This window comes from Pseudomonas sp. RL_15y_Pfl2_60, assembly GCF_963970595.1.
Lineage (GTDB): Bacteria > Pseudomonadota > Gammaproteobacteria > Pseudomonadales > Pseudomonadaceae > Aquipseudomonas.
This window is the reverse complement of the sequence record NZ_CAXAOE010000002.1, coordinates 799,129-822,537: the sequence shown is the minus strand read 5'-3', so window position 1 is coordinate 822,537 and position 23,409 is coordinate 799,129. Positions and strand designations below refer to the sequence as shown.

25 protein-coding genes and 1 pseudogene are annotated in these 23,409 nt (G+C 56.2%); all 26 read left to right on the top strand.

What is annotated here, in order from left to right; genetic code table 11:
- Positions 1 to 178, top strand: a pseudogene (locus AACY26_RS08960) (IS110 family transposase); the annotation flags it as partial.
- Between the two features lie 236 nt (positions 179 to 414).
- Positions 415 to 1,896: a flagellin gene (locus AACY26_RS08955; RefSeq protein WP_339513081.1), complete on the top strand. Its 1,482-nt coding sequence runs from the start codon at positions 415 to 417 to the stop codon at positions 1,894 to 1,896.
- A gap of 76 nt (positions 1,897 to 1,972) precedes the next feature.
- Complete coding sequence (locus tag AACY26_RS08950) at positions 1,973 to 2,344, top strand: flagellar protein FlaG (RefSeq protein ID WP_339513079.1); 372 nt, start codon at positions 1,973 to 1,975, stop codon at positions 2,342 to 2,344.
- A gap of 106 nt (positions 2,345 to 2,450) precedes the next feature.
- Positions 2,451 to 3,863, top strand: a complete 1,413-nt coding sequence (fliD, locus tag AACY26_RS08945; protein ID WP_339513077.1) for a flagellar filament capping protein FliD — start codon at positions 2,451 to 2,453, stop codon at positions 3,861 to 3,863.
- 3 nt (positions 3,864 to 3,866) lie between these two features.
- Positions 3,867 to 4,250, top strand: coding sequence for a flagellar export chaperone FliS (fliS, locus tag AACY26_RS08940; protein WP_339513075.1), 384 nt, complete (start codon positions 3,867 to 3,869; stop codon positions 4,248 to 4,250).
- A 259-nt stretch (positions 4,251 to 4,509) separates the two neighbouring features.
- Positions 4,510 to 4,887: a flagellar export chaperone FliS gene (gene fliS / locus AACY26_RS08935; RefSeq protein WP_339513073.1), complete on the top strand. Its 378-nt coding sequence runs from the start codon at positions 4,510 to 4,512 to the stop codon at positions 4,885 to 4,887.
- Between the two features lie 20 nt (positions 4,888 to 4,907).
- Positions 4,908 to 5,204 carry a flagellar protein FliT gene (locus AACY26_RS08930; protein WP_339513071.1) on the top strand — a complete coding sequence of 99 codons (297 nt, stop codon included), beginning with the start codon at positions 4,908 to 4,910 and terminating at the stop codon, positions 5,202 to 5,204.
- 384 nt (positions 5,205 to 5,588) lie between these two features.
- The gene (locus tag AACY26_RS08925; protein ID WP_339513069.1) at positions 5,589 to 7,061 is read left to right on the top strand and encodes a sigma-54 dependent transcriptional regulator; all 1,473 of its coding nucleotides are present in this window, start codon (positions 5,589 to 5,591) and stop codon (positions 7,059 to 7,061) included.
- A 217-nt stretch (positions 7,062 to 7,278) separates the two neighbouring features.
- Positions 7,279 to 8,454, top strand: a complete 1,176-nt coding sequence (locus AACY26_RS08920; protein ID WP_339513137.1) for a sensor histidine kinase — start codon at positions 7,279 to 7,281, stop codon at positions 8,452 to 8,454.
- A gap of 5 nt (positions 8,455 to 8,459) precedes the next feature.
- Positions 8,460 to 9,872 carry a sigma-54-dependent transcriptional regulator gene (locus AACY26_RS08915; RefSeq protein ID WP_339513067.1) on the top strand — a complete coding sequence of 471 codons (1,413 nt, stop codon included), beginning with the start codon at positions 8,460 to 8,462 and terminating at the stop codon, positions 9,870 to 9,872.
- Positions 9,873 to 10,071: 199 nt separating this feature from the next.
- Entirely contained in the window at positions 10,072 to 10,401 is a 330-nt protein-coding gene (gene fliE, locus AACY26_RS08910) for a flagellar hook-basal body complex protein FliE (protein WP_339513065.1), read from the top strand.
- A gap of 16 nt (positions 10,402 to 10,417) precedes the next feature.
- Positions 10,418 to 12,214 carry a flagellar basal-body MS-ring/collar protein FliF gene (gene fliF, locus AACY26_RS08905; RefSeq protein WP_339513063.1) on the top strand — a complete coding sequence of 599 codons (1,797 nt, stop codon included), beginning with the start codon at positions 10,418 to 10,420 and terminating at the stop codon, positions 12,212 to 12,214.
- A complete protein-coding gene (gene fliG / locus AACY26_RS08900; protein ID WP_010482897.1) occupies positions 12,207 to 13,223 on the top strand; it encodes a flagellar motor switch protein FliG in 1,017 nt (338 codons plus the stop codon). The genes fliF and fliG overlap by 8 nt, the downstream gene beginning before the upstream one ends.
- Before the next feature lie 6 nt (positions 13,224 to 13,229).
- A complete protein-coding gene (gene fliH / locus AACY26_RS08895; protein ID WP_339513060.1) occupies positions 13,230 to 14,030 on the top strand; it encodes a flagellar assembly protein FliH in 801 nt (266 codons plus the stop codon).
- Positions 14,020 to 15,384, top strand: a complete 1,365-nt coding sequence (gene fliI / locus AACY26_RS08890) for a flagellar protein export ATPase FliI (RefSeq protein WP_339513058.1) — start codon at positions 14,020 to 14,022, stop codon at positions 15,382 to 15,384. Before fliH ends, fliI begins: the two co-directional genes overlap by 11 nt.
- Positions 15,381 to 15,830, top strand: a complete 450-nt coding sequence (fliJ, locus tag AACY26_RS08885) for a flagellar export protein FliJ (protein WP_339513056.1) — start codon at positions 15,381 to 15,383, stop codon at positions 15,828 to 15,830. The genes fliI and fliJ overlap by 4 nt, the downstream gene beginning before the upstream one ends.
- A gap of 109 nt (positions 15,831 to 15,939) precedes the next feature.
- Positions 15,940 to 16,290 (top strand): Hpt domain-containing protein, encoded by a 351-nt coding sequence (locus tag AACY26_RS08880; RefSeq protein WP_339513054.1) that lies wholly within the window; start codon positions 15,940 to 15,942, stop codon positions 16,288 to 16,290.
- Between the two features lie 128 nt (positions 16,291 to 16,418).
- Positions 16,419 to 17,702: a flagellar hook-length control protein FliK gene (locus tag AACY26_RS08875; protein WP_339513052.1), complete on the top strand. Its 1,284-nt coding sequence runs from the start codon at positions 16,419 to 16,421 to the stop codon at positions 17,700 to 17,702.
- A 240-nt stretch (positions 17,703 to 17,942) separates the two neighbouring features.
- Entirely contained in the window at positions 17,943 to 18,464 is a 522-nt protein-coding gene (gene fliL, locus AACY26_RS08870; protein ID WP_339513050.1) for a flagellar basal body-associated protein FliL, read from the top strand.
- Positions 18,465 to 18,477: 13 nt separating this feature from the next.
- Positions 18,478 to 19,449: a flagellar motor switch protein FliM gene (gene fliM / locus AACY26_RS08865; RefSeq protein ID WP_010482906.1), complete on the top strand. Its 972-nt coding sequence runs from the start codon at positions 18,478 to 18,480 to the stop codon at positions 19,447 to 19,449.
- A gap of 94 nt (positions 19,450 to 19,543) precedes the next feature.
- A complete protein-coding gene (gene fliN / locus AACY26_RS08860; protein WP_339513047.1) occupies positions 19,544 to 20,014 on the top strand; it encodes a flagellar motor switch protein FliN in 471 nt (156 codons plus the stop codon).
- Position 20,015: 1 nt separating this feature from the next.
- Positions 20,016 to 20,444 (top strand): flagellar biosynthetic protein FliO, encoded by a 429-nt coding sequence (gene fliO, locus AACY26_RS08855; RefSeq protein ID WP_339513045.1) that lies wholly within the window; start codon positions 20,016 to 20,018, stop codon positions 20,442 to 20,444.
- An 8-nt stretch (positions 20,445 to 20,452) separates the two neighbouring features.
- Positions 20,453 to 21,199 carry a flagellar type III secretion system pore protein FliP gene (gene fliP / locus AACY26_RS08850; protein ID WP_339513135.1) on the top strand — a complete coding sequence of 249 codons (747 nt, stop codon included), beginning with the start codon at positions 20,453 to 20,455 and terminating at the stop codon, positions 21,197 to 21,199.
- Positions 21,200 to 21,201: 2 nt separating this feature from the next.
- On the top strand, positions 21,202 to 21,471 hold the full coding sequence (gene fliQ, locus AACY26_RS08845) for a flagellar biosynthesis protein FliQ (RefSeq protein ID WP_339513043.1): 270 nt from the start codon (positions 21,202 to 21,204) through the stop codon (positions 21,469 to 21,471).
- Positions 21,472 to 21,473: 2 nt separating this feature from the next.
- Positions 21,474 to 22,250: a flagellar biosynthetic protein FliR gene (gene fliR / locus AACY26_RS08840; protein WP_339513041.1), complete on the top strand. Its 777-nt coding sequence runs from the start codon at positions 21,474 to 21,476 to the stop codon at positions 22,248 to 22,250.
- A gap of 9 nt (positions 22,251 to 22,259) precedes the next feature.
- Positions 22,260 to 23,396 (top strand): flagellar biosynthesis protein FlhB, encoded by a 1,137-nt coding sequence (flhB, locus tag AACY26_RS08835; RefSeq protein ID WP_339513039.1) that lies wholly within the window; start codon positions 22,260 to 22,262, stop codon positions 23,394 to 23,396.
- The last annotated feature ends 13 nt before the right edge of the window (positions 23,397 to 23,409 follow it).

The window sequence follows — 23,409 nt, the reverse complement described above, 5'->3', positions numbered from 1 at the left end:
AGGCATCGTTTCCATCACTCATAACCCCGCTATTCGGGCGCTGGCTGAGCGAATGAAAGCCAATGGCAAAACGGGTAAACAGATCATCTGTGCAGCTATGCGCAAGCTACTCTGCATCGCCTACGGCATACTAAAATCCGGAAAACCGTTTGATCCTCATCTCGCTGTTGCGCGATGAGGATTAAGACGGTATCTACAAAGTTGGTAGGTTGTTTGGTGTTTTTTTGAGCTAATTATTTGTTTTATAAGGTTTTAAAAAATAATTCGAAACGCCTTGAAAAAAAATCTAAAGCTTGTGCCAGTAACGCCGATACAACTTACGAATGCGAAGTAACTGGGTGCCGGAGCAAGGCTCAAGCCCACAGCTCGCAACACCCAGATACCTAAGACACTAGCCCATTGGAGGCAAACACCATGGCCCTTACAGTCAATACCAACGTTGCTTCTCTGAACACTCAGCGCAACCTGAACTCGTCTTCCAATGCGCTCAGCACTTCCTTGCAGCGTCTGTCTACCGGTTCGCGTATCAACTCCGCCAAGGACGACGCCGCCGGCCTGCAGATCTCCAACCGTCTGGGCAGCCAGATCAGCGGTCTGGGCGTTGCAGTACGTAACGCTAACGACGGCATCTCCTTGGCGCAAACCGCTGAAGGCGCACTGCAACAGTCGACCAACATCCTGCAGCGTATGCGTGACCTGTCTCTGCAAGCCGCTAACGGCAGCAACGACTCCACCGACCGTTCTGCTCTGCAGAAAGAAGTGGGCGCACTGCAAAACGAATTGAACCGTATCGCTGAAACCACCACTTTCGGTGGTCGTAAGTTGCTCGACGGCTCGTTCGGAGCCACTGCTTTCCAGGTTGGCGCCAATGCAAACGAAACCATCAACGTTTCAATCGGCAACGCCAGCTCTAACAAAATTGGTGCTTATACTTCGGATAAAGCCGGTACTGCTCTGGGTATTGCAAGCGCTGCCGCTGGTGCTCCGACCGGTGCCCTGACCATCTCGGCAAACGGTAAGCAAGTTGATGTTGAAGACTTCGTCGCGACTGATACAGCCTCCGTAGTTGCCAGCAAAATCAACGCTGCGGGTACTCCGGTCAAGGCTTCAGCTCGCACTGACGCAGTGATCACTAAAACTGCGGCTGCTGAAGTATTCGATCTGAAAATCGAAGTGTCCAAAACTGACAGCTCCAGCGTTGACTCGACTATCGACCTGAAGGGTCTGAACTCCTTCGACCAGGTTGTTAGCGCTGTAAACTCCAGCGGTGCTGGCCTGCAGGCTAAGGTCAATGGCGACGGCACACTTGAGATCAGCTCTGACAGTGGCGCGACCATCTCCTTCACAGGTGCGGCTTTCGAGGCTGACGGTACAACTGCTGCTGGCGCTGGTGACCTTACTCTGGCAACCCGTTCGGCTGAAGACTCCGATGGCGATAACCTGGGCGACCTTTCTGCAACCGTTGATATCGGCGCTGGTGCTGGTTTTGCCAACGGCGCACTGAAACTCAGCTCTTCGACTGCCTTCTCTCTGTCGGGTGCTGCTGCAGCCGCCATTACAGGTGAAACAGCAGGTCTGCTGTCTTCGGTCAGTGAAGTTGATGTAAGTACTGCTTACGGCGCTCAGAACGCTATCGACGTGATCGATGCTGCGATTGCTTCTATCGACTCACAGCGTTCGGATCTCGGTGCGGTGCAGAACCGTTTCGATAACACCATCAGCAACCTGCAGAGCATCTCGGAGAACGTATCGGCTGCAAAAGGCCGTATCCAGGACACCGACTATGCTGCTGAAACTGCAAACCTGAGCAAAAACCAGGTGCTGCAACAGGCTGGTACTGCGATTCTGGCCCAGGCTAACCAACTGCCACAGGCTGTTCTCAGCCTCCTGCAGTAAGTTTTAGGTTAGGCAAACATCGCGGGGGGAAGTGCATTGGCGCTTCTCCCCGTCTTGCCATTCAGAGGATTTAACGATGGACGTAGCAATCAGCAATACGTTGTCGTTGGTGAATAGCGGAGTCAAGGCTCCGGTGGTCGGCACAGGTAATCGCTCTGCAACTGTCCAGCCTGATCCCATTGCGGTGAGCGAACAACGCGTAACCGAGCAAGAGCCCGAGTCTTCAGCTCAAGCAGTTGAACAGGCGGCTTCATCCATTCAGGGTTATATGCAGTCTATTCGCCGTGACCTGAATTTTGCAGTCGATGACTCATCTGGCCGTGTCGTGGTCAAAGTCACTGACTCGGCTTCCGGGGATGTTATTCGACAGATCCCGTCGGAAGATGCGCTCAAACTTGCCGAAAGCCTTGAGGCTGTCCGCAGCTTGCTGTTCAAAGCTGAAGCCTGAAAGGCCGCCTCTGAACTTGGTTGCTTCAAACTGAGTAGGCGGCATGATTTTTGTAAGGGTTTGCCACTAGATAATTTAGCGTCAAACCCATGACGAGGTGGAGAACATGGTAGGTATATCAGGTCTTGGTGGTTCCGGTTTGGATATCGACAGCATTGTCACCGCCTTGGTGAATGCTGATTCAGCCCCGAAGACGGCGCAGCTGTCTCGCCTTGAAACTGCCACAACTTCCAAGTTTTCTGCCTTGGGAACCCTCAAAGGCGCATTGAGTGAGTTCCAGACGGCCTTGGCCGGGCTCAACGATATCAAGTTGTTTGAGAATCGGACCGCCAGTTCGTCGAATACCAGTTCAGTCACAGCGACTGCCACCAAGGATGCCTTGCCGGGTAGCTACTCGGTTGTGGTCAATAGTCTGGCGACCTCAAGCAAAGTCGCCAGCGCCACAGTTGCCAGTACTTTTGAGAGTGGCGCAGGCGAGGAAACATTCTCGGTTCAACTGGGCAGCTCGGGTGCTGTCACCGAGGTTAAAATCGCCGCAGGTTCCGATCTTGCAAGCACCCGCGACCAGCTCAATGCTGCGCTTAAAGAGCAGGGCATCAGCGCTAACATCGTCAATAACCCGAGCACCGGAGAGTCGCGCCTGGTCTTTAGCTCAACCACCACCGGCGCAGGCAACGACATTATTGTCAGTGGCACAGGTAACTTATCTGCGCTTGATGCAGACGGCACTCAAGCGCTCAACAGTACTGATCCAGCAAGTGCAGGCTTCATCACTCAGTCTGCCGATGCCGAATTCAGCATTGATGGCCTGGTACTGCACAGCAAAACCAACACTGTTACTGATGCTATTCCTGAGGTGACGCTTTCTTTGGCAGCAGTGACCGAGGCAGGCAAGACCGCGACTGTGAAAGTCGGTCAGGACACCTCTGGCGTTACGGCGAATATCAAGAAATTTGTCGACGCCTATAACACGCTTATCACCACCAGCAATGAGCTGACCCGAGTGGTTAGCGTGGGCGAGGGTAAAGAGCCCGTTGTCGGAGGCTTGGTCGGTGACGCCACGGTGCGTAACCTGCTCAGCTCTGTTCGCAATGAGCTGGTAAATCCGGCTGATCAAAGCGGTATTCGCACGCTTTCTGACATGGGCATTACCACTCAGAAAGACGGCACGCTGGCCATTGATGATGACAAGTTAAAGACAGCGTTGACTGACAACTTTGACTCGGTAGGCACCTTCTTTACCGGAGATACCGGCATAACCGGTCGTCTGGATAGCAAGGTTGATGGTTTTGTCAAAAACGGCGGTGTGCTTGAGCAGCGTATGAATGGCTTGCAATCGACCCTGACCGATATCGATGACCAGAAAGAAGACCTTAATCGTCGGATCGAGTCACTGCAGACACGCCTGTACAAGCAATTTAACGCAATGGAATCATTGGTTACCCAACTCAACCAGACCAGCGATCGCTTGACTCAATCGCTTGAAGCATTACCCGGCTTCGTCAAAAAGGATAAGTAAGGCATGAGCCAACAACCGATTGATATGTACAAGCAGGTTGCTGTCAGCCAGGACGTGAGCCAGTACCGTGCGGTGCAGATGCTACTCGATGGCGCCATTGAGCGTCTGCGCAAGGCCCGCAAAGCCCAGGCGGCTAACCAGCCCGGTGTACGCGGTGAGGCGGTCAGCAGCACGCTTAGCATCATTGGCGCCTTGCAAGGCAGCCTGGACATGGAGTTGGGTGGTGAGTTGGCGCAAAACCTCGATTCGCTCTACGACTACATGACCCGCCGTCTGGCAGGTGTCGCGCTGGATACAACCCCGCGCTCGATTGACGAAGTTGAAGCGCTGCTAAGTGAGATCAAGTCCGCTTGGGATGCCATTGCCCCGGAAGTCGAAACCGCCTGATCATGGTTCATTCGCGTAGGGTGTGACAACGCGAAGCTTGTCCACCGTGAATCCAACGCGTAGCTGTTGAGCGCGTGATGCTCAAGCCAATCGGCTCTATTGCGGTGTTTTCAATTGAATTTTCCACCATGAAAATAGCGTCTTTCACCCCGGCTATTTCCAAGCTTTTTAAGCGATATTTTCACCCACAAATCATTAAAGCTTCTTGCCGCTGCGCCGATAGCTTAAGCATCAGGCACAGATATAAGCGAGAGCGACAATGTACGCGATGGCAGCGATGAAGCAGTACCAAGCCGTTAATACTCAGGTCCAGGCTGTTGATGCAAGCCCGCACCGGTTGATCCAGATGCTCATGGAAGGTGGCTTGACCCGTATCGCCCAGGCGCGTGGCGCCATGGAGCGTGGCCAGGTGGCCCTCAAGGGTGAGTTGATTGGTAAAGCCATTGGCATCGTTGGCGGCTTGCGCGACGGTCTGGACCTGCAGCAAGGCGGTGAACTGGCAGCAAACCTCGACAGTCTGTATGAATACATGTCAGCGCGTTTGTTTGAAGCCAACGTGAAAAACCAAGCTGAGCCACTTGAAGAAGTAGCGAGCCTGTTGCGTAATATTAAGTCCGGTTGGGACGCGATCGGTTAAGGCGGCATTCGGAGTAAGTTATGAGTTCATCAGTACAGCGCCTACAAGACACCGGAAGTGCACTGCGTAGCGCCTTGGCTACTCAGGACTGGGCCGCAATCGGCAACCTCGACCTACAGTGTCGCGAGGCTGTGGATGAAGCCATGCTTGATGTCGCCGGTGACGAAGAGGCCTTGCGCACGCGGATGACCGAGCTGCTTGATTTGTACCGCGAGCTGGTCAACGTTTGCCAGTCCGAGCAAAAACGCCTTGCCGGTGAGTTGGTACAGCTTAATCAGGCGCACAATGGCGCGAAGGTTTATCAGCTGTTTGGTTAAGAATCTTCTGAATAACGGCTGCGTTAGGTATCACAAGGCGGCCCGTGCGGCGTTAAAGAATGGCTCACAGCTTTTAGGCTGAACGCATTTTGGGCTTTGTCTCTGTATCGCTCGCCACCTTTGTAGGGGGGTTGTAAGCGACTGTTTCACCAGCTCTTTGTGTCTGGCCTTGGCAATCGCTCAAGGCCTCTTGCTCTGTGCCCTGCGCATGATTGTGTCTTTCACGTCGATCACACGTAAATATTGGCATTGGTCGTTTTTAACAAATAAAACACGCCATAAAATTGACATGTGCCGGGTTAATTGATTTAACTTAATGGCTAAGTGCTGGCGGTTCAGATAGTGATCCAGCCCAATTTTCACTCCCGGACACGAAATAAAACTATGTGGCGTGAAACTAAAATTCTGCTGATTGATGACAACATTGAGCGTCGCCGCGATCTTGCGGTGATTTTAAATTTTTTAGGCGAAGAACATCTGGCGTGTGATAGCGCTTCGTGGAAAACCAAGGTTGCTGACCTGGAGTCCAGTCGAGCGGTGTTGTGCGTCATGCTTGGCGATGTGCAAGGCAGTGGGGAGCTGCTGGAGCAAATCAAGCAACTGGTAAGCTGGGATGAGTTCTTGCCGGTGCTGTTGATTGACGCCACAGCTCATGCGGATTGGCCCGAGGATATTCGCCGTAGCGTGCTGGCTAGCCTAGAGATGCCGCCCAGCTACAACAAGCTGCTTGACTCACTGCACCGCGCGCAGGTGTACCGCGAAATGTACGATCAAGCCCGTGCCCGCGGTCGCCAGCGCGAAGCTAATCTATTTCGCAGCCTGGTTGGTACCAGCCGTGCTATTCAGCAAGTGCGGCAGATGATGCAGCAAGTGGCGGATACCGAAGCCAGTGTGTTGATCCTCGGCGAGTCTGGCACCGGCAAGGAAGTTGTTGCGCGTAACCTGCATTACCATTCCAAGCGCCGTGAAGGGCCCTTTGTTCCGGTCAACTGCGGCGCCATTCCTGCCGAGCTGTTGGAAAGCGAGCTGTTCGGCCATGACAAAGGCGCCTTTACCGGGGCAATAACCAACCGTGCCGGGCGTTTTGAGCTGGCCAACGGCGGTACCTTGTTTCTTGATGAAATTGGCGACATGCCGTTGCCAATGCAGGTCAAGTTACTGCGCGTGCTGCAGGAGCGCACATTCGAGCGGGTGGGAAGCAACAAGACTCAGGTCGCCGATGTGCGCATCATTGCCGCGACTCACAAAGACCTCGAAAGCATGATCGAGGCAGGCACCTTCCGTGAAGACCTGTATTACCGGTTGAACGTGTTCCCCATCGAGATGGCGCCCCTGCGTGAGCGCATTGAAGATATTCCGCTGCTGATGAACGAGTTGATCTCGCGCATGGAGCACGAAAAGCGTGGCTCGATCCGTTTCAACTCAGCGGCGATCATGTCGCTGTGTCGTCATGACTGGGCAGGCAACGTGCGCGAGCTGGCAAACCTGGTCGAGCGCATGGCGATCATGCATCCCTACGGCGTGATTGGTGTCGGTGAGCTGCCCAAGAAGTTTCGCCATGTAGATGATGAAGACGAACACTTGCACGAACCCATGTTTGACGAATTTGAGGAGCGGGCGGCCATTCTCGCAGGTTTGCCTGGCCCTGAAACTGCACCGCAGCTCCCGGCTGAAGGCATCGACCTCAAGGATTACCTGGGCAGCCTCGAACAGGGCTTGATCCAGCAGGCGCTGGATGAATCCAATGGCATCGTTGCGCGGGCAGCCGAGCGTTTGCGTATCCGGCGCACGACGCTGGTTGAGAAAATGCGCAAGTACAACATGAGTAGGCGCGATGAAGAGGGCCAGGACGACTAACACACAAACATTAGTCATTCCCTTGGCGCGAACCCATTAAATAAGGCCGAAGCTTTGACACTAGCTTCGGCCTTATTTTTTATCTGATTGATAATAAAGGATATTTTTTTCGGCACGGGTATTGCTAACACTCATGCAACTGACTGTCTTATGACGGCACGCTGCGCGAGATAGAAGAATGACTAGCACTGCCAAAACTGCTGAAAACACCCAGGAAATGCCCTCCGAGCCGGCCGAGCAGGCGGGGCGTGAGAGTTTGCAGCAAGCATTTGAGATGTTTAATCAGATGTCCAACCAGCTTAGCGAGTCCTACAGCTTGCTGGAGTCACGGGTCACTGAGCTCAAAGGGCAGCTGGCGTTGGTCAGTGCGCAACGCATGCAGGAATTGGCCGAGAAGGAGCGCCTGGCTCTGCGCCTGCAGAGTCTGCTCGATTTGCTGCCGGGTGGGGTGATTGTTATCGACGGCCAGGGCGTGGTGCGCGAGGCCAATCCGGTTGCGCGTAATCTGCTGGGCAAACCCCTTGCGGGCATGCTCTGGCGTGAAGTCATCGCCCGCAGTTTTGCCCCGCGTGAAGATGATGGCCATGAAGTCTCGCTCAGGGATGGTCGACGCCTGGCGATTGCGACTCGCTCATTGCAGGGCGAGCCTGGCCAGTTGGTGCTGCTCACCGACTTGACCGAAACCCGTCGCCTGCAAGATCAGCTGTCACGCCATGAGCGTTTATCGGCGCTGGGCCGCATGGTGGCATCGCTGGCTCACCAGATTCGTACGCCGCTCTCGGCCGCGCTGCTCTACGCCAGCCACTTGACTGAACAGGTGTTGCCGGCCGAACAGCAGCAGCGCTTTGCCGGTCGCTTGAAAGAACGCCTGCATGAGCTTGAGCATCAGGTCCGCGACATGCTGATATTTGCTCGCGGCGACTTGCCCTTGCCAGACCGAATCACGCCAAAGGCTTTGTTCAATGCCTTGCGCGCAGCGGGTGAGGCGCATGTGCAAGGCATGCAGGTGCGCTGGCAATGCGACAGTTACACGGGCGAGTTGCTGTGTAATCGCGACACCTTGGTCGGCACTGCGCTGAATCTGGTGGAAAACGCCATTCAGGCTTCCGGGCGCGATGCACGCTTGAAAATACATCTATACAGCCGCGACAACAGCTTGCGGCTGTGTATCAGTGATGACGGTCCCGGTATCGACGCGCCGACTCTGGCGCGCCTCGGCGAACCCTTCTTCACCACTAAAACCACAGGTACCGGATTGGGACTTGCGGTGGTCAAGGCTGTGGCTAAAGCCCATCAGGGCGAGCTGAAGTTGTTGTCCAAGCCGGGGCGCGGTACCAGCGCGTTATTGATTTTGCCGCTGATCAGCGCGGCGCAAATGATTGTTCAGGAGTAACCGCCATGGCCGCTAAAATTCTATTGGTCGAAGACGACCGCGCGCTGCGTGAAGCACTCGCCGATACCTTGAGTATTGGCGGACACGACTACCACGCGGTGGATTGTGCCGAGGCTGCGTTGCTGGCGTTGGAGCAAGAACCATTTGGCTTGGTGGTCAGCGACGTCAACATGCCTGGAATGGATGGCCACCAATTACTGGCCACCATCCGTCAGCGTTTGCCGCAAATGCCGGTGTTATTGATGACCGCCTTTGGCGCCGTCGAGCGAGCAGTTGATGCGATGCGTCAAGGCGCCGCCGATTATCTGGTCAAGCCCTTTGAGCCCAAGGCATTGCTGGCGCTGGTTGATCGTCATGCGCGTGGCGTTATTACCTGTGGCGAGCAACAAGGCCCGATTGCTGTAGAGCCGGCGAGCGTGCAGTTGCTCGACCTTGCTGCACGGGTGGCGCGCAGTGATTCAACGGTATTGATTACTGGCGAGTCAGGTACAGGTAAAGAGGTTCTGGCGCGTTACATTCACGAGCAATCGCCCCGTGCGAACAAGCCGTTTATTGCGATCAACTGTGCGGCGATTCCAGACAATATGCTTGAGGCCACGCTGTTCGGTCACGAGAAAGGCTCGTTTACCGGCGCCGTGAACAGTGCCCCGGGCAAGTTTGAACTGGCCAACGGCGGCACCATCTTGCTCGACGAAATTTCTGAAATGCCCTTAGCGTTGCAGGCTAAGTTGTTGCGTGTGTTGCAAGAGCGGGAGGTCGAGCGTGTAGGTGGGCGCAAGCCGATTGAGCTGGATATTCGCGTGCTCGCCACCAGTAACCGCGACATGGCGGGCGATGTTGCTGCCGGGCGCTTCCGCGAGGATTTGTATTACCGGCTTTCGGTGTTCCCGCTGGCGTGGATGCCGTTGCGTGAACGGCCAGCAGATATAGTGCCGTTGGCCGAGCGACTGCTGGCCAAGCACGTCAAGAAAATGAATCACGCCCCGGTTCGATTCTCTGCGCAGGCGCAAGCCAGCTTGTTGGCGCATGCCTGGCCGGGCAACGTGCGCGAGCTGGATAACGCAGTGCAGCGCGCGCTGATTTTGCAGCAGGGCGGTTTGGTCCAGCCGCAGGACCTGTGCCTGGCGGCGCCCGTGGGCGCCAGCTCCTTGGCGCCTATCGCCAGGCCGGCTCAACCGAGCGTGACGGCGCCAGCCGAGGTGGTGATCGAGGAGATTGACGCGCCAGAGTCTGGGGCTTTGGGCGAAGATCTTCGTCGTCGTGAATTCCAAGTGATTATCGACACCTTGCGTACCGAACGGGGGCGGCGCAAGGAAGCAGCGGAGCGCCTGGGTATCAGCCCGCGCACCCTGCGTTACAAGCTGGCGCAAATGCGCGATGCCGGGATGGATGTAGAGGCGTATCTCTACGCCAGCTGAGCCCTTCCCTGTAGAGGCGACAATGCGAAGCTTGTCCACCAGGCCATAACCCGTGCTTCGAGTGTTTAGCTGCGCAAAGCGTCAATCACCCGATCGCTTCAGAATAATTATCCACCAGCGCTTAACTGGCATCCTTGTTGCTACTAACCCTGTATAGCGCCGCGAAGTGTCAAAAAGAAAGCGGCCAGTGGAGGAAGTTATGAGCCAAGGCATTGAATTTAATCGACTGATGTTGGAAATGCGCTCCATGCAGGCGGATGCCATGGCGCGTCCAAAACCTGTGTCAGCCACACCTGAGCCAGGCGCACCGAGTTTTTCTGACATGCTCGGTCAAGCGGTTGGCAAGGTCAATGAAACCCAGCAGGCTTCCACTCAGCTGGCTACCGCCTTCGAGATGGGCAAAAGCGGCGTTGACCTGACCGACGTGATGATCGCGTCGCAAAAAGCCAGCGTTTCATTCCAGGCCATGACCCAGGTGCGTAACAAGCTGGTTCAGGCGTATCAAGACATCATGCAGATGCCGGTTTAAAGGCGGATTTTGAATCATGGCTGACGCTCTCTCGGCAAATATGCCGGCTACCACCGGCGCCTCTGGCGACTCGAAGAAACCGCTGTTTGGTCTGACATTTCTGGAAAACCTTTCGGAAATGACCATGCTGCGTCAGGTCGGTCTTATGGTCGGTTTGGCGGCAAGCGTGGCGATTGGTTTTGCCGTGGTTTTGTGGTCACAGCAGCCCGACTATCGTCCGCTTTATGGCAGCCTCGACGGCATGGATGCATCGCAGGTGATGGAAACCCTGTCGATGGCTGACATTGCCTATACCGTCGAGCCAAACTCAGGCGCCTTGCTGGTCAAGTCCGAAGACATGGCCCGTGCGCGCATGCGTCTGGCCGCCGCGGGCGTGGCTCCGAGCGACAAAACCATGGGCTTTGAAATCCTTGATCAGGAACAAGGCCTGGGCACCAGTCAGTTCATGGAAGCCACCCGTTATCGTCGCGGCCTGGAAGGTGAGTTGGCGCGTACTGTTTCGAGCCTCAATAACGTCAAGGCTGCGCGTGTACATCTGGCGATTCCGAAAAGTTCGGTGTTTGTGCGCGATGACCGCAAGCCAAGCGCTTCGGTGCTGGTCGAACTCTATCCGGGCCGTGGGCTTGAGCCGAGCCAGGTGATGGCGATCATTAATTTGGTGGCGACCAGCGTACCTGAGTTGGATAAGTCGCAAGTCACAGTGGTCGATCAAAAAGGCAATCTGCTCAGCGATCAGCAAGAAAACTCGGCGCTGACCATGGCGGGCAAACAGTTCGACTACAGCCGTCGCCTTGAAAGCCTGATGACCCAGCGCGTGCACAATATCTTGCAACCGGTTTTAGGTTCGGGCCGCTATAAAGCCGAAGTCTCAGCCGATGTTGATTTCAGCGCCGTTGAATCGACCTCGGAAATGTTCAATCCAGACCAGCCAGCGCTGCGCAGCGAACAGAAAACCGACGAGCAGCGTAGCAGTAGCCTGCCGCCGCAAGGCGTGCCGGGTGCGCTGAGCAATCAGCCGCCGACGCCAACCAATGCGCCGCAACAAGCCAATGCACCCGCTGCCGCTGCACCTGCAGGCCCGGTTGCTGCGGGGCAACCGCTGCTCGACGCCAATGGCCAGCAAGTGATTGATCCGGCTACCGGCCAGCCTATGCTGGCACCTTTCCCGGCCGATAAACGTGAACAGTCAACGCGCAACTATGAGTTGGATCGTTCAATCAGCCACACCAAGCAACAACAAGGTCGCCTGCGCCGGTTATCTGTCGCTGTAGTGGTTGATGATCAGATCAAGGTTGATCCTGCAACAGGCGAGACCACGCAGGTGCCTTGGAGCAGCGATGAGCTGGCGCGCTTTACCCGACTGGTTCAGGACTCTGTTGGCTTTGATGCCAGCCGTGGTGACAGCGTCAGCGTCATCAATACGCCGTTTACCGCGATCACTGGCGAGGAGGTAGTCGACATTCCGTTCTACACCCAGCCGTGGTTCTGGGATACGGTCAAGCAGGTGCTGGGCGTGCTGTTTATCCTGGTCTTGGTGTTTGGTGTGTTGCGTCCGGTGTTGAATAACATCACCGGCGGTGGCAAGAGCCGTGAAATGGCAGTGGCCGGCGGCGCAGATGGCGATGTAGAGTTAGGCGACATGGCCGGTGGCTTGGCGGCCGATCGGGTCAGCCTTGGCGGCCCGCAAAGCATCTTGTTGCCTAGCCCGAGCGAAGGCTATGACGCGCAGCTCAATGCAATTAAAAGTCTGGTTGCCGAAGATCCGGGCCGGGTTGCTCAAGTAGTTAAAGAGTGGATCAACGACGATGAGTGAAGGTCGCGCGAACGCCAAGTTAGATAAGGTCGAGAAGGCTGCAATCCTGCTGCTGTCATTGGGGGAAACCGACGCGGCCCAGGTCTTGCGCCACCTTGGTCCTAAGGAAGTGCAGAAAGTCGGCGTGGCCATGGCTGGCATGCGCAATATCAACCGTGACCAGGTCGAATTGGTGATGGGTGAGTTTGTCGAGATTGTTGGCGACCAGACTAGCCTGGGCGTGGGTGCCGATGGCTACATCCGCAAAATGCTGACTCAAGCCCTTGGCGAAGACAAAGCGGGCAACTTGATTGACCGGATTTTGCTCGGTGGTAGCACCAGCGGCCTCGACAGCCTTAAGTGGATGGAGCCGCGGGCGGTGGCTGACGTCATTCGTTACGAGCATCCGCAGATCCAGGCCATTGTCGTGGCGTACCTGGACCCCGACCAGGCCGGTGAAGTGCTGAGCCACTTTGACCATAAAGTCCGCCTGGATATTGTCCTGCGTGTGTCTTCGCTGAACACAGTACAGCCTGCAGCCCTGAAAGAATTGAACCTGATCCTGGAGAAGCAGTTTTCCGGGAATTCCAACACCAGTCGCGCCAGCCTTGGTGGCATCAAGCGCGCCGCAGATATCATGAACTTCCTCGACAGCTCTGTTGAAGGGCAGTTGATGGATTCGATTCGTGAAGTCGATGAAGACCTGTCGACCCAGATCGAAGACCTGATGTTTGTCTTTGACAACCTGGCCGATGTTGATGATCGCGGCATCCAGGCGCTGCTGCGCGAGGTGTCGTCCGATGTTCTGGTGCTGGCGCTCAAGGGCGCTGACGAGGCGATCAAGGAAAAGGTCTTCAAGAATATGTCCAAGCGAGCTGCCGAGCTGCTGCGTGACGACCTTGAAGCCAAGGGGCCGGTGCGCGTCAGCGATGTCGAGACCGCGCAAAAAGAAATTCTCACCATCGCCCGCCGCATGGCCGAAGCCGGGGAGATCGTCCTTGGTGGCAAGGGCGGCGAAGAAATGGTGTAAGCCACTATGGCTAAAGACGTTCAGAGCGAGCTTATTCGTGCCGGGGATATCAATGCACTTGATGTCTGGTCGTTGCCGAGTTTCGATCAGCATATAGAAACCACCAAGCTGCCAGCCAGTGAGGCGGATGAGGAGCCCGCAACGCCGGCGGCTGATGCTCAAGCCGACAGCGAAGACGTTGCCCCGGAAGACCTCAAGCCGCTGACACTGGATGAGCTAGAAGCCATTCGCCAGGAAGCCTACAACGAGGGTTTGTTGACCGGCGAGCGTGACGGTTACCATGCCGGGCAACTCAAGGCCAAGCAGGAAGCCGAGGCCGCATTGGCCAGCAAGCTTGAAGGGCTTGAGCGGGTAATGAGCCAGTTGTTCGAGCCCATTGCCGAGCAGGATCAGCAGATAGAGGCGGCCATGATCGACCTGGTCAGCCGCATCACCCGCGAGGTGATCCAGCGTGAGTTGTCGCACGACTCCAGCCATATACGGCAGGTGCTGCGAGAGGCTTTGAAGTTATTGCCCATTGGTGATGACAATGTGCGGATTCATCTTAATCCGCAGGATTACGACATCATCAAAACCTTGCGTGACCGCCATGAGGAAAACTGGCGGATACTTGAGGATGAGTCACTGCTTCCGGGCGGTTGCCGGGTGGAGTGTGCCAACAGTCGGATCGATGCGACCGTTGAAACGCGCATTACCCAGTCGCTCAAGCAACTCTTCGAACAACAACGCGAACAGGCGGTGCATCCGCTTGAGGCCGATATGCATATTCCACTGAGCTCAGCGGACAACTCCCCACGTGAATCTTGAGCGCGTTAGTTTTGCCAAGCGCTTGAGTGGCTACAGCGAGGCGATCAAGTTGCCGAGCTCGCCCGTAGTCGAAGGACGTTTGTTGCGCGTCGTGGGTTTAACCCTTGAAGCCGAAGGTTTGCGTGCTTCGTTGGGCAGCCGCTGCATGGTCATTAACGAGGGCAGCTATCATCCGCTGCAGGTCGAGGCCGAGGTGATGGGGTTTGCCAACGGCAAGATCTTCCTGATGCCGGTCGGCAGCCTGGCCGGCATAGCGCCAGGGGCGCGTGTCGTACCTTTGCCGGATACCGGGCGTCTGCCGATGGGCATGTCGATGCTGGGCCGGGTGCTTGATGGCACAGGCGCTGCATTGGATGGCAAGGGGCGGATGAAGGCCGAAGATTGGGTGCCGATGGACGGCCCGCAAATCAACCCGATGAAGCGTCATCCGATTGACCTGCCGCTGGATGTGGGCATTCGCTCGATCAATGGCCTGCTGACCGTGGGGCGAGGCCAGCGATTGGGGCTTTTTGCCGGTACCGGCGTGGGTAAAAGCGTGCTGCTGGGCATGATGACGCGCTTCACCGAAGCCGAGATTATTGTTGTCGGGCTCATTGGTGAGCGGGGCCGCGAGGTCAAGGAATTCATCGAGGAAATACTCGGTGAAGAGGGCATCAAACGCTCGGTGGTGGTGGCTTCGCCAGCTGATGATGCGCCGTTGATGCGCTTGCGCGCTGCCACCTATTGCACACGAATTGCCGAATACTTTCGTGACAAGGGCAAGAATGTCCTGTTGCTGATGGATTCGCTGACGCGTTTTGCCCAGGCCCAGCGTGAAATTGCCTTGGCCATTGGTGAGCCGCCAGCTACCAAGGGATATCCGCCATCAGTTTTTGCCAAGTTGCCCAAGCTGGTGGAGCGTGCGGGTAATGCCGAAGAAGGTGGCGGTTCAATTACCGCTTTTTATACCGTGTTGAGCGAAGGTGACGATCAACAGGATCCGATTGCCGATGCCGCGCGCGGGGTGCTCGACGGACATATAGTCTTGAGTCGACGCTTGGCCGAAGAGGGCCATTATCCGGCGATTGATATCGAAGCCTCTGTCAGCCGGGTAATGCCGCAAGTGGTCACGCGTGAGCACCTGCAGAGCGCCCAGCGGTTCAAGCAGCTGTGGTCGCGCTATCAACAAAGCCGCGACTTGATCAGTGTTGGCGCCTATGTGCCGGGTGGCGATGCGGATACCGATCTGGCCATCGCCAAGCGTCCGCAAATGGTGGCTTTTTTGCGCCAGAGCCTGGACGAGAGCGAGGGGTTGTCGAGCAGTTCAGCCCAGCTTGCGAGCACATTCAACCCGCCAAATAATACTCAAGCATGAGTAAACGTCGTGCTCAGCAGTTGGCGCCAGTGGTCGAAATGGCTGAGCGCGCCGAGCGTGAAGCTGCTGTGCAGCTGGGCCGGGCTCAAGCGCTACAGGGCCAGGCTGAGGTCAAACTGGGTGAGCTTGAGCGCTACCGCGCCGATTATCAGCAGCAATGGATGACTGAAGGTCAGCGCGGTGTATCCGGGCAATGGTTGATTAACTATCAGCGTTTTCTTTCCCAGTTGGAAACCGCGATTGCCCAGCAGCAGCAAAGCCTTGATTGGCATCGCAATAATGTCGATAAAGTTCGCCAGGCTTGGCAGCAGCGTTATGCACGTCTTGAGGGGCTGCGTAAATTGATCCAGCGCTACCAGGATGAAGCGCGTCAACTTGAGGACAAGCGTGAGCAGAAAATGCTCGATGAATTGTCGCAACGGCTGGCCGATCGAGAGCGGTTTTAAGCTAGCCTCTGGATGAAATCGATTAAAAAGCATTTGGTCTTATACTTGGGCGACGTTAGTGTGTCCGCGCAGTGTTTTCGGTGATGGGCGAATCAAGGAGTGTCGCACCGTGGTAGCACATGTTGATAAAGTCATAATTGCCGGATTAAAGGACGTCATGGGTCATGAATACCCGGTCTTGCTCCAGGCCTATCTGCAAGACTCCAATGAACGCCTGAGGCTGGCCGAGCATGCGCTTGTCGAGAACGACATGACAGCCCTGCGTCTGGCCATACACAGTTTCAAGGGCAGTTGCGGCAATATTGGTGCCTTTGAATTGGCGCGCATGTGCCAGGCGCTTGAACTGGCTGTCGAGCAGCAAAACAGACCCATGCTTGATCAGCTATTTGCCCAGATCAAAATCGAGTTGGCCGCAGTCAGGGTTTTTTTCCAGCTCGAAATTCGAGCCTCCCAAGCCTGATCAAATAGGCGCCAAGCCGCAGGCGGCGTAGACCAAACCGATTAAACTCCCTTCACTGATGCACGCAGGCAGACTTGGCCTGGCTCTTGCTATCTCCCAGTACGAACCAATCCGTGTGGAGAGTGCCGATGTCCGGTGCAGCTGACTTACTGCTCAAACCAGCAGTCGATTTAAAGCCCAAGGTTGCGGCGGCCAAGCCTCAGGCAAAACCGACTGAACCCCGTGGCCGTGAGGCTTCCAGCTTTGCTGAGGTCTACGCCAATGAGCGTCAGGCCAAGCCAGCCGAGCGCAGTAACAGCCCGGCAAAAGCGGCGAATGAGCACAAAGCCAAGGCGGCCGATGATGCCGGTGTCGACACTAATGGCGAGGCTCAGCCGCAAACGGTTGCCGATAGCGGCAATTCCTTGCCGACTGACCCGGCGATGACCCAGGGTGAGGGCGAGGAGGGGCAAGCCGATACGCCACCGTCGACTGAAGAGACTGATGAGTTGCTCGGCTTGCAATTGAATGCCGATCAGCTTGCGCAGATGACCGCGGTCTCGGCCAACTTCAAAAGCTCGGGGCCAGCCAGCATGACTGATGCCAGTTTTGATGCCGACCTCGATGCCATGAACCAGCTGCCAGCGGTGCGTATGGCTCTGGATATCGGCAAGGCGCAGGCGGCGGCCAATGCCGAACAGAAATCACCAGGAGCGGTCTCCACGCAAGCCGCGCTCAACCCCGAGCAGAGCTTTGCCAGCGCCATGGCAGCGATGGGCTCGAAGTTGCAATCAAGCGAGAAAGCTGTGGCCGGCGAATTCAACTTGAGTGATCTCACCGCCGAAGCGCTGGACAGCCTCAAGGAAAGTTCGGCCGATACCCGGCCAGAGAATTTTGTCAGCAAGCTCAATGCGTTGAGTCAGGCCGTAACCCAGCAAACTTCACTCACCCCGAAAATACCGGTGGTCGGTACGCCAATCGCGATGCAGCAGGGCGGTTGGACCGAGGCGGTCGTGGATCGGGTCATGTACTTGTCGAGCCAGAACCTCAAGTCGGCAGAGATCCAGCTTGACCCGGCTGAGCTGGGGCGCTTGGAAGTGCGTATCCACATGAACCATGACCAGACCCAGGTTTCCTTTGCCAGCGCCAATGCCGCGGTGCGCGATAGTCTTGAAGGGCAAATGCATCGGTTGCGCGAGATGTTCACCCAGCAGGGAATCAACCTGCAGGATGTCAGCGTCACCGACCCCAACCAAGGACGCGGTTGGCAAGGCCAGGGACAAAACCAGCAACAAGCAGGCAGTGACGGTCAGCGTGGTGCTTCTGGTTCAGGCTTTACTGGTGGTCATGATGAGGAGTTGTCGATTGCCAGTATCGATCAGCGAGCCACGGCCTATGGCGCGCCTCGCAGCATGGTCGATTACTACGCCTGATCACAGGCTGGGCAACGCCAAGCCTGTCTATCATGACCTAACCAGCATCTGGCCAGGGTGTGCGTAGTTATGACCAATGACGGATAAAAAGCGTTATCCTGTCGACCACTCGCCCGGCGTTGCAAAGCGTCGGGCGATGTTGTTTGTGCATCCCTCAAAAGCATAAAAGCCAATCTGGCATAACACTTGCTCGAACAGGCTTTAATGGTTGCTAACCTGAATTTGTGACGGATTATTGGCATGGCGAAGAAAGATAAGCCGCAAGACCCGGCAGCGGATGGCAAGTCTGGCGGTAAGATGAAGATCATTATCCTGGCTGTGGTGGCCTTGTTGCTGGTGGTGAGTCTGACAATTGCCGGTACTTGGTTCTTTCTCAGCAAGCAGGACGATACACCAGAGCCTAGCGCCGAAACCCAGCAAGAAGAGGGCGCGCCAGTCAAGCAAGCCGCTATCTACGAGGAGTTGACGCCTGCGTTTGTGGTCAACTTCAGCCAGAATGGCCGCGCCCGCTACATGCAGGTCAGCGTTGCCTTGATGTCGCGTGACCAAGCAGCGCTGGATGCGCTTAAAGTGCATATGCCGGTACTGCGTAACCGTTTGGTTATGCTGTTCTCTGGCCAGGATTTCAATAGCTTAGTGACACCGGTCGGCAAGGAAATGCTGCGCCAGCAGGCGACGGCTAGCGTGCAGGAACTGGCGCAAAAGGAAGTCGGCAAGACCGTGGTCGAACAAGTGTTATTTACCAACCTCGTGTTGCAGTAGTCGGGAGCCATCGATGGCCGTGCAAGACCTGCTTTCCCAGGATGAAATTGATGCCTTGCTGCATGGTGTCGATGACGGAATGGTCGAAACTGAAGACGCTGGGGTTCCAGGTAGCGTCAAACAATATGACCTGACAAGCCAGGATCGTATCGTGCGTGGGCGCATGCCGACGTTGGAGATGATCAACGAGCGCTTTGCCCGGTACACCCGCATCAGCATGTTCAACCTGCTGCGCCGTTCTGCGGATGTTTCAGTTGGCGGCGTACAGGTGATGAAATTTGGCGAGTACGTGCATTCGTTGTACGTGCCGACCAGCCTCAACCTGGTGAAGATGAAGCCCTTGCGCGGCACCAGCTTGTTTATCCTCGACGCCAAGCTGGTGTTCAAGCTGGTTGATAACTTTTTTGGCGGTGATGGTCGTCACGCCAAGATTGAAGGCCGGGAGTTCACTCCGACCGAGTTGCGCGTGGTGCGCATGGTGTTGGACCAGGCGTTTGTCGATCTCAAGGAAGCCTGGCACGCGGTCATGGACATTAACTTCGATTACGTTAATTCCGAGGTTAACCCGGCGTTGGCCAACATCGTCAGCCCAAGTGAAGTGGTGGTTGTGTCGACCTTCCACATTGAATTGGATGGTGGCGGTGGCGACCTGCATGTGACCATGCCTTACTCGATGATCGAACCCATTCGCGAAATGCTAGATGCCGGATTCCAGTCCGATGTCGGCGATCATGACGAGCGTTGGATCAACGCGCTGCGCGAAGATGTGCTGGATGTTCGCGTGCCCTTGTCGGCCACGGTTGCGCGGCGTCAACTGAAGCTGCGCGATATCCTGCATATGCAGCCCGGTGATGTGATTCCGGTTGAGCTGCCAGACGATGTGATTATGCGCGCCAGTGGCGTGCCTTCGTTCAAGGTCAAGCTGGGCGCGCACAAAGGTAATTTGGCGCTGCAAGTGCTCGACCCGATTAATCGTAGCCGCTAGCGGCGGCTGCAACACTGAATAACCAGGAGATTCTGCGCCAACCCAGAGCGTTGCAGAAGAACTCCAACTGTTTTACGCCATCCGAGGAATGATCATGGCAGATGAAAATGAAGCAACTTCACCCGAGGAGCAGGCATTGGCCGATGAGTGGGCCGCTGCACTGTCCGAGTCGGGCGATGCCAATCAAGATGACATAGACGCTATGCTCGCCGGTGTTGGCGGTGATTCGGCGCCAGCGGCTTCTCGGGCTGAAATGGAAGAGTTTGGCGGCGTGCCAAAGAGCAATTTGCCGGTCAACCTTGAAGGTCCGAATCTTGACGTGATTCTCGACATTCCAGTGTCGATATCCATGGAAGTGGGTAATACCGACATCACCATCCGTAACCTGCTGCAGCTTAACCAGGGCTCGGTCATCGAACTGGATCGCCTGGCAGGCGAGCCGTTGGATGTGCTGGTCAACGGCACGCTCATCGCCCACGGTGAAGTGGTTGTGGTCAACGAAAAGTTCGGCATTCGTCTAACGGACGTGATCAGTCCGAGCGAACGCATCAAGAAGCTGCGTTGATATGAAAAGCCTCGCCGTGCTGCTCGCCATGCCTGTGACTGCGCTGGCTGCCGAACCTGCTGCCAGGGCGGTCACGCCGATGGCCAGCAGTGGCATCGCCGGGCAACTGACTCAACTGCTGGTTGGTTTGCTGCTGGTTATCGGCTTGATCTTTTTGCTGGCCTGGCTGATGCGCCGGGTGCAGCAGATTACTCCGCGTGGTGGTCAGGCAATCAAGATTATATCCAGCCAGGCGCTGAGCACGCGTGATCGTCTGCTGTTGGTGCAAGTCGGTAATGAGCAGGTGTTGCTGGGTCTGACGCCGGGGCGGATCACCCCGTTGCATGTGCTTAAAGAGCCGGTCGAAAGCAGTGAAAGCAAGCCTGCGCCAACAGAGTTTTCCCAACGCCTGATGGAGCTGTTGGGTAAAGACCATAAGGACAAGAGTTGATGAGCGCTATGCGCCTGTTGTTGCTTGCGTTGTTCATGCTGGTGGCGCCAATGGCGCTGGGCGCGGATGACCCGCTGTCGATTTCGGCGATCACCCTGAGCACCAATGCCGAGGGGCAGCAGGAGTATTCGGTCAGTCTGCAGATTCTGCTGATCATGACCGCGCTGAGCTTTATCCCTGCGTTCCTGATGCTGATGACCAGCTTTACCCGGATCATCATTGTGTTTTCGATTTTGCGTCAGGCGCTTGGCTTGCAGCAGACGCCATCGAACCAGATATTGGTCGGCCTGGCGCTGTTCTTGACCTTGTTCATCATGGCGCCAGTGTTCGACCAGATTAACAAGGACGCCTTGCAACCCTATCTCAATGAACAGCTGCCGGCGCAAGAGGCGATACTCAAGGCCGAAGGCCCGATCAAGAATTTCATGCTGGCGCAAACCCGTGAAAGTGATCTTGAGTTGTTTATGCGCCTGTCCAAGCGCACCGACATCGCCAGCCCGGATGACGCGCCATTGACCATCCTTGTACCGGCCTTTGTGACCTCTGAGCTGAAGACCGCATTTCAGATCGGCTTTATGATTTTCATCCCCTTCCTGATTATCGACCTGGTCGTATCGAGTATCTTGATGGCGATGGGGATGATGATGCTATCGCCACTGATTATCTCGTTGCCGTTCAAGATCATGTTGTTTGTACTCATTGATGGCTGGGCGTTGATCATGGGCACGCTGGCCGCCAGCTTTGGAGGTATATAGCCATGACTCCAGAAGTTGCAGTCGATCTGTTCCGTGAGGCGCTGTGGCTGACCTCGATGATTGTCGCAACTATTGTTGTGCCAAGTTTGTTGGTGGGGTTATTAGTTGCCATGTTCCAGGCCGCCACCCAGATCAATGAACAAACCCTGAGTTTCCTGCCGCGCCTGATGGTGATTTTCCTCACTCTGATTGTGACCGGCCCCTGGCTGGTACGTGAGTTGATGGACTACTCGCGCACCTTGATCATGAACATTCCCTCGCTCATTGGCTGACCATGCTTGAGCTGAGCGATGCGCAGATCGGTGGTTGGGTGGGCAGTTTTTTGCTGCCACTGTTTCGCATCGCCGCGTTGCTTATGACCATGCCTATTTTCGGCACCAAGCTGGTTCCGGTGCGGGTGCGCTTGTATTTGTCGCTGGCGATCTGCCTGGTGCTGCTGCCGACGTTGCCAGCCATGCCGCAGGTGGACGCATTGAACGTGCAAACCCTGGTTCTGATTACCCAGGAAGTCCTGATCGGGGTGATGCTGGGCTTTGTGTTGCAGCTGTTTTTCCACGCATTCGTGATCGCCGGGCAAATTGTCTCGATGCAAATGGGCCTGGGCTTCGCCTCGATGGTCGACCCTACCAACGGTATTTCAGTACCGGTGATTGGCCAGTTCTTTACCATGTTGGTGACCTTGTTGTTCCTGGCCATGAACGGGCATCTGGTGGTGTTCGAGGTGCTGGCCGAAAGTTTTGTCACCTTGCCTGTCGGCGGCGGCTTTTTGACTAACCAGTATTGGGATATCGCGACCAAGCTTGGTTGGGTATTTGGCGCGGCACTGATCCTGGTGTTGCCGGCGATTACCGCCTTGCTGGTGATTAACCTGGCGTTCGGGGTCATGACCCGGGCCTCACCGCAGTTCAATATTTTCACCATCGGTTTTCCGCTGACGGTGGTGCTGGGCTTGGTGATTATCTGGATCGGCCTGGCCGATATTCTGGCGCAATACGACGTCTTCGCACGCGAGGCGTTACTGTTCTTGCGTGAAATGGCACAGTCGAGGTGAGGTCATTCCATGGCTGAATCTGAAAGCGGCGCCGACAAAAGCGAGGAACCCACGGAGAAACGCCTGCGTGAGTCCCGTGAAAAAGGTCAGATAGCACGTTCGCGTGAACTCAACACCTTGGCCATCATGCTGGCTGGTACCGGTGGCTTGCTGGCCAGCGGTGGCGCGCTGGGCAATGCCATGCTTAATGTCATGCGTGGTAGTTTTTCACTGCCCCGCGAAGTGATACTGGATGAACGCAACATGGGTATCTGGCTGATGGCCGCCGGGCAAGTCGCGTTTGAGGCACTGGTGCCATTGTTCATGGCGCTGCTGATCGCTTCAATCCTTGGTCCAATCGCCTTGGGGGGCTGGTTGTTTTCGGCGCAGGCGATGGCGCCCAAGTTCAGCCGCATGAACCCGGCGGCAGGGCTCAAGCGAATGTTCTCGACCAAGGCCCTGGTCGAGCTGGTCAAGGCGCTGGCCAAGTTTGCCGTTATCCTGATTATTGCCTTGCTGGTGCTGTCGGCGGATCGCGATGCCTTGTTGGCCATTTCCCATGAGCCGCTGGAAAACGCCATCATGCATGCCTCGCAAGTGGTGGGCTGGAGCGCGTTGTGGATTGCCTGTGGCCTGATTCTGATTGCCGCAGTCGATGTGCCGTTCCAGATCTGGGACAACAAGCAAAAGCTGATGATGACCAAGCAAGAGGTGCGCGACGAGTACAAGGACAGCGAAGGCAAGCCTGAGGTCAAGCAGCGCATTCGCCAATTGCAGCGCGAGATGACCGAGCGTCGGATGATGCAGGCCGTGCCCCAGGCCGACGTGGTCATCACCAACCCGACGCACTTTGCCGTGGCGCTAAAGTACGATCCGACCAAGGGCAACGCCCCGGTGATGCTGGCCAAGGGGAGCGATTTTACGGCACTGAAGATTCGCGAGATCGCCCAAGAACACGATGTCATGCTGCTGGAGTCCCCAGCGCTGGCGCGGGCGGTGTTCTACTCGACAGAGCTTGATCAGGAAATTCCGGCTGGCTTGTATCTGGCGGTGGCCCAGGTGTTGGCCTATGTCTATCAGTTACGCCAGTACCAAGCTGGCAAAGGCAAGCGCCCGGATACCCTCAAGGATTTACCAATCCCACCTGATTTGCGCCGTGATGATTAACCTCAGGTGCCGG

What these genes read in the sequence shown, in the direction of transcription:
- fliJ (WP_339513056.1), top strand. Translation starts at nt 15,381, where the DNA reads ATGAGTAAACGTCGTGCTCAGCAGTTGGCGCCAGTGGTCGAAATGGCT.
- AACY26_RS08925 (WP_339513069.1), top strand. Translation starts at nt 5,589, where the DNA reads ATGTGGCGTGAAACTAAAATTCTGCTGATTGATGACAACATTGAGCGT.
- AACY26_RS08955 (WP_339513081.1), top strand. Translation starts at nt 415, where the DNA reads ATGGCCCTTACAGTCAATACCAACGTTGCTTCTCTGAACACTCAGCGC.
- fliQ (WP_339513043.1), top strand. Translation starts at nt 21,202, where the DNA reads ATGACTCCAGAAGTTGCAGTCGATCTGTTCCGTGAGGCGCTGTGGCTG.
- fliF (WP_339513063.1), top strand. Translation starts at nt 10,418, where the DNA reads ATGGCTGACGCTCTCTCGGCAAATATGCCGGCTACCACCGGCGCCTCT.
- fliL (WP_339513050.1), top strand. Translation starts at nt 17,943, where the DNA reads ATGGCGAAGAAAGATAAGCCGCAAGACCCGGCAGCGGATGGCAAGTCT.
- fliH (WP_339513060.1), top strand. Translation starts at nt 13,230, where the DNA reads ATGGCTAAAGACGTTCAGAGCGAGCTTATTCGTGCCGGGGATATCAAT.
- AACY26_RS08930 (WP_339513071.1), top strand. Translation starts at nt 4,908, where the DNA reads ATGAGTTCATCAGTACAGCGCCTACAAGACACCGGAAGTGCACTGCGT.
- AACY26_RS08920 (WP_339513137.1), top strand. Translation starts at nt 7,279, where the DNA reads ATGCCCTCCGAGCCGGCCGAGCAGGCGGGGCGTGAGAGTTTGCAGCAA.
- fliN (WP_339513047.1), top strand. Translation starts at nt 19,544, where the DNA reads ATGGCAGATGAAAATGAAGCAACTTCACCCGAGGAGCAGGCATTGGCC.
- AACY26_RS08875 (WP_339513052.1), top strand. Translation starts at nt 16,419, where the DNA reads ATGTCCGGTGCAGCTGACTTACTGCTCAAACCAGCAGTCGATTTAAAG.
- fliS (WP_339513075.1), top strand. Translation starts at nt 3,867, where the DNA reads ATGAGCCAACAACCGATTGATATGTACAAGCAGGTTGCTGTCAGCCAG.
- fliP (WP_339513135.1), top strand. Translation starts at nt 20,453, where the DNA reads ATGCGCCTGTTGTTGCTTGCGTTGTTCATGCTGGTGGCGCCAATGGCG.
- fliS (WP_339513073.1), top strand. Translation starts at nt 4,510, where the DNA reads ATGTACGCGATGGCAGCGATGAAGCAGTACCAAGCCGTTAATACTCAG.
- fliO (WP_339513045.1), top strand. Translation starts at nt 20,016, where the DNA reads ATGAAAAGCCTCGCCGTGCTGCTCGCCATGCCTGTGACTGCGCTGGCT.
- AACY26_RS08915 (WP_339513067.1), top strand. Translation starts at nt 8,460, where the DNA reads ATGGCCGCTAAAATTCTATTGGTCGAAGACGACCGCGCGCTGCGTGAA.
- fliD (WP_339513077.1), top strand. Translation starts at nt 2,451, where the DNA reads ATGGTAGGTATATCAGGTCTTGGTGGTTCCGGTTTGGATATCGACAGC.
- fliM (WP_010482906.1), top strand. Translation starts at nt 18,478, where the DNA reads ATGGCCGTGCAAGACCTGCTTTCCCAGGATGAAATTGATGCCTTGCTG.
- fliG (WP_010482897.1), top strand. Translation starts at nt 12,207, where the DNA reads ATGAGTGAAGGTCGCGCGAACGCCAAGTTAGATAAGGTCGAGAAGGCT.
- flhB (WP_339513039.1), top strand. Translation starts at nt 22,260, where the DNA reads ATGGCTGAATCTGAAAGCGGCGCCGACAAAAGCGAGGAACCCACGGAG.
- AACY26_RS08950 (WP_339513079.1), top strand. Translation starts at nt 1,973, where the DNA reads ATGGACGTAGCAATCAGCAATACGTTGTCGTTGGTGAATAGCGGAGTC.
- fliR (WP_339513041.1), top strand. Translation starts at nt 21,474, where the DNA reads ATGCTTGAGCTGAGCGATGCGCAGATCGGTGGTTGGGTGGGCAGTTTT.
- fliE (WP_339513065.1), top strand. Translation starts at nt 10,072, where the DNA reads ATGAGCCAAGGCATTGAATTTAATCGACTGATGTTGGAAATGCGCTCC.